The sequence below is a fragment of the Parasphingorhabdus sp. genome (assembly GCF_036964675.1).
In the GTDB taxonomy this organism is placed as follows: Bacteria; Pseudomonadota; Alphaproteobacteria; order Sphingomonadales; family Sphingomonadaceae; genus Parasphingorhabdus.
Genome location: NZ_JBALTF010000094.1, coordinates 1 through 7,080 on the forward strand (window position 1 = coordinate 1; position 7,080 = coordinate 7,080).

General features: G+C 61.1%; 4 protein-coding genes. All 4 read right to left on the minus strand.

Annotated elements, in window-relative coordinates:
- Window positions 1–173: 173 nt before the first annotated feature.
- Entirely contained in the window at window positions 174–845 is a 672-nt protein-coding gene (locus V7665_RS12585) for a glutathione S-transferase family protein (protein WP_335664880.1), read from the minus strand.
- An 88-nt stretch (window positions 846–933) separates the two neighbouring features.
- Window positions 934–1,269, minus strand: a complete 336-nt coding sequence (locus V7665_RS12590; RefSeq protein WP_335664881.1) for a VOC family protein — start codon at window positions 1,267–1,269, stop codon at window positions 934–936.
- A 98-nt stretch (window positions 1,270–1,367) separates the two neighbouring features.
- Window positions 1,368–5,894 (minus strand): glutamate synthase large subunit, encoded by a 4,527-nt coding sequence (gene gltB, locus V7665_RS12595; protein ID WP_335664882.1) that lies wholly within the window; start codon window positions 5,892–5,894, stop codon window positions 1,368–1,370.
- Window positions 5,895–6,006: 112 nt separating this feature from the next.
- Window positions 6,007–7,080, minus strand: a 1,074-nt coding sequence (locus tag V7665_RS12600) for an NAD(P)-dependent oxidoreductase (protein ID WP_335664883.1), incomplete at its 5' end; no start/stop codon positions are given.

Below are 7,080 nucleotides of genomic sequence, written 5' to 3' on the forward strand. Positions count from 1 at the left end.
CCACCCCGGCTGTTGCGCCATTTTTCTCCAGATTCGGTTTTGCCAGTCAGCGGGTGGAGAAAGATGGCTTCGCACCCGGCATGGACAAGGTGCAGATGATCAAGGCGCTTTAGCTGATGGCACAAGCAGGCCCCGGATCAAGTCCGGGGAACGCTATCGCATTCCGTGGCGCGTCAAAAGTCGACCTTCTCATAATGCGGCGGGGGCGCAATCACTTCCATGCGTTCGGACAGCAACGGCCGGAAGGACGGCCGTGATTTGAACATTGCATACCAGGCCTTGGTCTGTTCGTGCCCGGTCCAGTCGATTGCACCGAGATAGTCCGCCACGGAAATCTGGGCTGCGGCGGCGAGGTCGGCGAGGCTCATCGTCGCGCCGGCCAGCCAGCTGCGATGGTCGATCAGATAATCGATATAGTCGAGATGCTGGTTCGCCCGGCGCATCGCCTCGCGCAGGATCTTGGCCTCGGGCGGCTCGCGCCGGACCAGTCTCTTGTGCATCCGCTCGTGCATCATCGGCGCGGTGACATCACCGTAAAATTGTTCGTCAAACCAGGCGACCAGCCGCCGGATTTCAGCGCGGTTCACCGCCGTGCCGTTGATCATCGGCACTTTTTCGACGGTTTCCTCGATATATTCGCAAATCGCTACGCTATCGACCAGACAGAGATCACTCTCGGCATGTTTCATCACCGGCGTTCGTCCGGTCGGGTTCATCGACAGAAAATCGTCGCGCTGATCCCATGGCGATTCGCGGATCAGCTCATAGCCGACCGATTTCTCGCCCAGCAGCAAGCGGACTTTGCGCGAAAACGGACATAGGGGAAACTGGTACAACTGCCACATAGGTTCCGCTTAATCCCGAATGGACGCGGGGGAAAGAGGCTTGATCGAGCGGGCGCAAGATATTGTTTGGATTTGCCGAATTGCGCGGTCAGCCGGGTTGGTAAATGGCCAGCCGGTTGCCCGACGGATCGAGGCACTCAAACCGCCGCCCGCCGGGGAAGGGGAATATGTCCTTGACGATTGCCCCGCCCGCCGCCTTGACCTGCGCAAGCGACGCTTCGAGATCGTCGCTCTCAAAGGTCGGCATCGGCGCGACCGGTTCGGGTCCCGCGGCCAGCCCGATATCAACCGGCCCGCCTTCAACCGCCGCATAGTCCGGCCCGTAATCGGTGAAGGCAAAGCCGAAGGCCTGTTCGTAAAACGCCTTGCTGGCGGGCAGGTCACCGGCTCTCATTTCGAGATAATTGGGGGTGATTTTTGGCATGGTCCTCGTTCCGTTCGAAGAAGCGGCTGTTGGTCTGTATGCCAGAAATCCGCCCAGTCCGGCAAGGCCCAGCCATGCCATCATGCGGCGCCGATCTGTCACTCCGCCGCCTCGATCGCCTCCTTGTCCGATAATGGATGCGCGATCCGGCTGACCATTTCCTTCGGACAGACCTGCCAGAAGCGATTCCGCCAGCGGTCCCAGTCGCGCAGGATCGATTCGGACCATCTGCTGTCGGTGGTCTGTTGATGCCGCTCGATCAGCGACAGCAAATGGCTTTCCCAATGGGCGCTGTCGAGCCGCTGCCAGACGATGCTTTCGCCATTGGCCATTTTCTCGAAATCGCCCTGTGTGTCGAGGACGAAGGCCATGCCGCCGGTCATGCCGGCACCGAAATTGCTGCCGACCGGGCCGAGAATCACGGCATTGCCGCCGGTCATATATTCGCAGCCATTGGCGCCGCAGCCCTCGACCACCGCATTGGCGCCGCTGTTGCGCACGGCGAACCGCTCGCCCGCCTGGCCAGCCGCATAGAGCTGCCCGGCGGTCGCGCCATAGAGCACGGTATTGCCGATGATCGTATTGTCCTGGCTGATCAGCGGCGAGCTGACCATTGGCCGGACGATGATCTTGCCGCCGCACAGGCCCTTGCCGACATAATCATTGGAATCGCCAAACACTTCCAGCGTGATCCCCAGACAGAGAAACGCACCGAGCGACTGGCCGGCAGACCCGCGCAGCCGGATATGGACATGATCCTCGTTCAGCACGCTCATGCCATATTTGGCGGTGATTTCGGCCGAGAAGCGCGTGCCGACCGCGCGATGGGTGTTGCGCACCGTATAGGTCAGCTGCATCTTCTCGCGCCGTTCGAATACCGGCCGGGCATCGTCGATCATCTCCGCGTCGAGACTGTCCGGCACTTCGTTGCGCGGCGTGTCGATATTGAAGCTGCGCTCGCTGTCCCTGGCATCGACCTTGGCGAGGATCGGGTTGAGATCGAGATCGTCGAGATGTTCCGCCCCACGGCTGACCTGTCGCAACAATTCGGTGCGGCCGATAATCTCGCCGAGCGAGCGATAGCCGAGCCGCGCCAATATCTCGCGCACTTCCTCGGCCATATAGGTCATCAGATTGATCACTTTTTCCGGCGTGCCGGTGAATTTCTCGCGCAATTTCTCATCCTGCACGCAGACCCCGACCGGGCAGGTGTTGCTGTGGCACTGGCGGACCATGATACAGCCCATCGCGACCAGACTGAGCGTGCCAATGCCGAACTCCTCGGCGCCCAATATGGCGGCGATGACAATGTCACGACCGGTCTTGAGCCCGCCATCGGTGCGCAATTTCACCCGGTGGCGCAGGCCGTTGAGGGTCAGCACCTGATTGGCTTCGGTCAGCCCCATTTCCCATGGCGTGCCGGCAAATTTGATCGAGGTCTGCGGCGACGCGCCGGTGCCGCCGGTGTTGCCGGAGATCAGGATGACATCGGCATGGGCCTTGGCGACGCCTGCGGCAATCGTGCCGATCCCGGCCGACGAGACCAGCTTTACGCAGACCCGGGCGCGCGGATTGATCTGCTTGAGATCGTAGATCAGCTGGGCGAGATCCTCGATCGAATAGATATCATGATGCGGTGGCGGCGAGATCAAAGTCACGCCGGGCGTCGAATGGCGCAGCTTGGCGATGAATTCGGTGACCTTGAAGCCGGGCAGCTGGCCGCCTTCACCGGGCTTGGCACCCTGGGCGACCTTGATCTCGATTTCCTCGCAGGCACCGAGATATTCCGAGGTCACGCCGAACCGGCCCGAGGCCACCTGCTTGATCGGGCTCGAGGCATTGTCGCCATTTTCAAACGGCTGGTAGCGGCGCTTCTCCTCGCCGCCTTCGCCGGAGACGGATTTCGCGCCGATCCGGTTCATCGCGATCGCCAGCGTCTCGTGCGCTTCGGGGCTGAGTGCGCCAAGCGACATGCCCGGCGTGTTGAACCGCTTGCGCACTTCGGTGATCGCCTCGACCTCGTCGATCGGCACCGGTACTGGCGCGTAGTTGAACTCCATCAGGTCGCGCAGATAGATCGGCTCCATCTCGCGCACCGCTTGTGAAAATTGCAGATAGGAAGAGTAGCTGTCATGGGCGACCGCGCTTTGCAGCAGGTGCATCATATGGGCGCCATAGGCATGGGCTTCGCCGCCATCGCGCTGCTTGTAGAAGCCGCCGACCGGCAGGCGCACCACCGCTGGTTCAAAGGCGGCGGCATGTTTCTCCTGCGCGTTGATGAACAGGGACGCATAGCCTTCGCCGGATATCTTGGTCGGCATGCCGGGGAAGAGATCGTTGCACAAAGCCCGCGACAGGCCAACCGCTTCGAAATTATAGCCGCCGCGATAGCTGGAAATCACCGCAATGCCCATTTTCGACATGATCTTGAGCAGGCCGTCATCGACCGCTTTCTTGTGCCGAGCGAGACAGTCTTCGAGGGTCAGGTCGTCAAACAGGCCGCGGGCATGGCGATCGGCAATTGCCGCTTCTGCCATATAGGCGTTGACCGTGGTCGCGCCGACCCCGATCAGCACCGCATAGCAATGGGTGTCGAGACATTCTGCTGCCCGGACATTGATCGAGGCGTAGGAGCGCAGGCCCTTGCGCACCAGATGGGTGTGCACCGCCGCGGTTGCGATCACCATCGAAATGGCCATCCGGTCTTCGTCAATATCCTCGTCGGTGAGGAAAATTTCGGTCTTGCCGGCGCGCACCGCCTGTTCCGCTTCCGCCCGAATCCGGGCCAGCGCGTCGCGCAATTCCAGGGCTGCGCCGCTGGTACTCATGGTGCAGTCGATCTCGGCGACGGCATCACCAAAGGCCAGTTTCAGTCGCTCCCACAGGGCGCAGCTGAGCACCGGACTTTCCAGCACCATGACATCTTCATTCTGGCTGTCCTGTTCCAGAATATTGGCCAGATTGGAAAAGCGCGTGCGCAGGCTCATCACATGGCGTTCGCGCAGGCTGTCGATCGGCGGGTTGGTAACCTGGGAAAAATTCTGCCGGAAGAAATGGCTGATCTGGCGCGGCTTGACGCTGATCACCGCGAGCGGGGTATCGTCGCCCATCGAGCCGATCGCTTCCTTGGCATCCTCGACCATCGGCGCGAGGATCATTTCCATATCCTCCAGCGTATGACCGGCAGCGGTCTGCCGGCGGATCAATTCTTCCCTGGAAAAGCCCATGCCGGAAATTTCGGGGGCCGGCGGCAGATCGTCTGCGGTCAGGAAGCCTTTTACCAGATCGGCATAAGGCTCCTCGGCGGCGATCCGGTCCTTGAGTTCGCGGTCCTTGAACAATATGCCAGCGTCAAGATCGACCGCGATCATCTGTCCGGGGCCGAGACGACCCTTCTCGACAATCTGGCTTTCCGGGACGACCACCAGGCCGGCTTCGGAACCGATGATCAGCAGATTGTCGGCGGTGATCGAATAGCGCAGCGGACGCAGGGCGTTGCGGTCAACCCCGGCCACGGCCCAGTGGCCATCGGTCATCGCCAGCGCTGCCGGACCATCCCATGGCTCCATCACGCTCGCCATATATTCGTACATCGCCTGATGGGCGGGATCGATGTCGGGATTGTTCTGCCAGGCTTCGGGGACCAGCATGATTTTTGCGGTCGGCGCATCGCGACCGGACCGGCAGATGGTCTCGAACACCGCATCCAGCGCCGCCGTGTCGGACGATCCCGCCGGGATCACCGGCTTGATATCTTCGCTATAGTCGCCGAAGGCGAGGCTTGCCATCTTGATCTCGTGGCTCTTCATCCAGTTCTTGTTGCCACGAATGGTGTTGATTTCGCCATTATGGGCCAGACAGCGAAACGGCTGCGCCAGCCACCATTGCGGAAAAGTATTGGTCGAATAGCGCTGGTGGAAAATCGCCACCCGGCTTTCGAACCGGTCGTCGAGCAGGTCGGGATAGAAGATCGACAGCGATTGGGCGAGAAACAGGCCCTTGTAGATGATCGAGCGGCAGGAAAGGCTGCAGATGTAGAAATCCTGGATCTGCGCCGCGATCACCTTCTTCTCGATCCGGCGGCGGATCAGATAGAGGTTTTTCTCGAATTCACGCGCATCCTGCTTGTCCGGCATCGGCCCGGCAATCATGATCTGCTCGATCTCGGGACGGGTATTCTGCGCTTTCGGGCCGATCACCGATACGTCGACCGGCACCTGACGCCAGCCATAGATGGTATAGCCGGATTCGATGATTTCCGCCTCGACGATGGTCCGGCAGGATTCCTGGGCGTTGAGATCGGTGCGCGGCAGGAAGATCATGCCCACGGCCAGACGGTTCGGGCGGACCTTGTGACCGCTGTCGGCAATCGCATCGTCAAAGAAGCGCTCGGGCAGATCGACGTGCAGGCCAGCGCCGTCACCGGTCATGCCATCGGCATCGACCGCGCCCCGGTGCCAGACCGCCTTCAGCGCATCAATCGCCGAGGACACAACACGCCGCGAAGCCTTGCCATCGGTTGCGGCAACCAGACCGACACCGCAGGCATCACTCTCGAACTCGGGCCGGTACATGCCTTCGCGGGCGAGGCGTTCATGTTCGGGGGTGGGGAAATGTTGGGTCATTTGCTGTCTTTCTTCCGCCGGGGCATGATCATTTGTCTTGCCAGTGCGGGCTTCGGGGTCGTTCGTACATTTTTGGCCGGAGGACCGGCTTGTGCATGGAGCAAAGCCTTGTTCATGCAGCCACCTTTTCTGTTAGCTTTTTCTCTTTCAGAAACCGGTGCATATGCTCGGTCACATCGCGACCGTCGCGGATTCCCCAGACCACCAGACTGGCGCCGCGGACAATGTCACCGGCGGCGAAGACGCCTTCCAGATTGGTCATCATCGACTTGTGATCGACGCGCAACGTCCCCCAGCGGGTGACCGAGAGATCGGGGCTGTCAAACAGCTTGGGGAGATCTTCCGCATCAAAGCCCAGCGCCTTGATCACCAGATCGGCATTGACGGTAAAATCGCTATCCGGCTCCACTTCCGGTGAGCGTCGGCCGCTGGCATCAGGCGCGCCGAGCCGCATGCGGGTCGCCCTGACCGCTGTCACATGGTCGGTGCCCTCGATCGCCTTCGGCGCCGACAGCCAGACAAATTCGACGCCTTCTTCCTCGGCATTGCGCACTTCATTTTGCGAGCCCGGCATATTGGCGCGGTCGCGGCGGTAGAGACATTTGACCGATTTTGCGCCTTGCCGGATGGATGTCCGGACGCAATCCATCGCGGTGTCGCCGCCGCCGATGACGACGACATTCTTGCCTTGGGCATTATAGCGGCCGCTGTCGAACTCCGGCACATCATCACCGAAACTCTTGCGGTTGGAGGCGATCAGGAAATCGAGCGCTTCCTCGACCCCCGGTGCGCCGACGCCCGGCATCTGGATTTCGCGCGCCTTGTAGACACCGGTCGCGATCAGGATCGCGTCATGCTTGTCGCGAAGCTGGTCCAGAGTCGCGTCTTTACCGACTTCAAAATTCTCGCGGAACTGGATGCCGCCGTCCTTCAGCCGCTGGACCCGGCGCATGATCACATGCTTTTCCAGCTTGAAACCGGGAATGCCATAAGTCAGCAGCCCGCCGGCGCGGTCGTGCCGGTCATAGACATGCACCTCGTAACCGGCGACGCGCAGATATTCGGCTGCGGTCAGGCCGGCTGGCCCCGCGCCGATGATGCCGACCGACTGGCCTTTGGGGCGACCCGGCTGCAGCGGTTCGACCCAGCCTTCTTCCCAGGCGGTGTCGGTGATATATTTTTCCAC